This window comes from Promicromonospora sp. NPDC059942 (assembly GCF_042731755.1).
Taxonomy (GTDB): domain Bacteria; phylum Actinomycetota; class Actinomycetes; order Actinomycetales; family Cellulomonadaceae; genus Promicromonospora.
This window is the reverse complement of the sequence record NZ_JBHWLR010000006.1, coordinates 1-1,582: the sequence shown is the minus strand read 5'-3', so window position 1 is coordinate 1,582 and position 1,582 is coordinate 1. Positions and strand designations below refer to the sequence as shown.

Annotated in this window: 1 protein-coding gene and 1 rRNA gene; one reads left to right on the top strand and one right to left on the bottom strand. The window is 66.8% G+C overall.

All coding sequences use genetic code 11. The features are described from left to right. Positions 1 to 143: 143 nt before the first annotated feature. Positions 144 to 782 carry a GNAT family N-acetyltransferase gene (locus ACFV9Q_RS11425; protein WP_377234523.1) on the bottom strand — a complete coding sequence of 213 codons (639 nt, stop codon included), beginning with the start codon at positions 780 to 782 and terminating at the stop codon, positions 144 to 146. A 732-nt stretch (positions 783 to 1,514) separates the two neighbouring features. On the opposite strand from ACFV9Q_RS11425, the gene ACFV9Q_RS11420 reads away from it, so the two are divergent. Next, a 16S ribosomal RNA gene (locus ACFV9Q_RS11420) occupies positions 1,515 to 1,582 on the top strand; the annotation flags it as partial.

Genomic DNA, 1,582 nt, shown 5'->3' with positions numbered 1-1,582 from the left:
GAGACCCGCTCGCTGTGGACCAAGTGCTGCTGACCCGGCGCTCGCGGCGGGGTTCCCCGCGGTTTTCACAGCGGGTTTCGTTGGGGGGGGGGGGGGGTGTGGCCGACGCCGGAGGGCGCCGGCCACACCTTTCTGCGCGCGGGCTACGCCTGGCTGACGGGCTCTGCCTGCGTGCGCAGCAGTACGAGGTCGTCGTGGTCCAGGTCGCCCACCCGCTTGGTGCGCCGTCCGACCACCTCGAAGCCGCTCTTGCGGTAGAAGGCCTGGGCGCGCTCGTTGCGCGCGTTGGTGCCGAGCCAGAACGGCAGGCCCGGGCCGAGCTCGGCCGCCGCGTCGACGGCGCCCCGCATGAGCGCGCCGGCCACCCCGCCGCCCAGCACGTCGGGGTGCACGTAGATCTTGGACAGCTCGACGTACGGCGCCTCGCGCCCGGTCGCCGAGCGGACGGCGTCGGCCTCGGCCGCGCCGTCGGGCGTCCCGAGCACGAGGAGCGCGTAGCCGAGCAGGCGCGTGCCGTCGTCGTGGACGAGCAGCGCGTGCCGGTCGCTGTCGGCCCAGCCACGGAAGTGCCCGGGGGTCAGCTTGTGCGCGATGTGGATGGCCATGTCGGACGTCGGTGTGCCCGGCGGGCAGGCCAGGGGAAAGGTGAGGGCGGCGAGCCACGCGGTCTCGGCCGCGTCGTCGACGCCCGCCCGGCGGACGGCGCCGGGGAGCGCGTCCGGTGCGGTGCGGCGTTCGGTCTGGTTCCCGGCGGACGACGCCGGTGAGTGCTCAGGTGTCACGACCCGAACGTAGTACGCGGGCCCCGTGCGCGGTCTCGAGGTGCGGCCGAGGCCCGGGGAGCGGAAAATGATCGTGGGGGAGCGGCAACGGACGGCACGTCGAGGTGCGCGGACCGGGGGCTTGCGCCTCAGGAGCGTGGCCCCGGTCACAAGCGTTGTCCGATGTTGGCTCATGAGTTGTTCAAATGCGCTCTGACCTGCGGAAACATGGTGTGCCGCAGGCCACTGCGGCCGAGTTGGCGCGTACGCGGGATCGTGTGTAATGTTCTCCAGGTCAGCCCGACGGGCAGACGGACACCGGGTAGGAAACGAACCGAGTGGCCGCGCCGGGGCTGAAACCCACATCGCAGGATCGAGGAACTTCGTGTTCCCCGGAATCGGGTGGGTCGCCATATTCGGCAAGCAGGTTGCAATTCCTTCCGGTTCGTAAGAACCGAAGCGAATTTGATCGGCCGAAAGAATCTGGTAAGTTTAAGGAACTGCCCCGGACAGGGAAGCGAACAAGAAGAGTCGCTAATCTGACGGTGTGCGTCGGTTGTTTGAGAACTCAACAGTGTGCTTGATAGTCAATGCCAATCATTTGACTCTCAGCGTTTCGGGTCGCATCGCCAGCATGGTGGTGTGGACAGTTGCGGTGGGGTCTTTTTTGGATCGGATTGAAACCAGTTTGGTTTTGGTCTGGCCAGTATCATTGTTCGCGCTCGCCCTTTGGGTGGGTGTGGATGTTTCTCTTTTACGGAGAGTTTGATCCTGGCTCAGGACGAACGCTGGTGGCGTGCTTAACACATGCAAGTCGAACG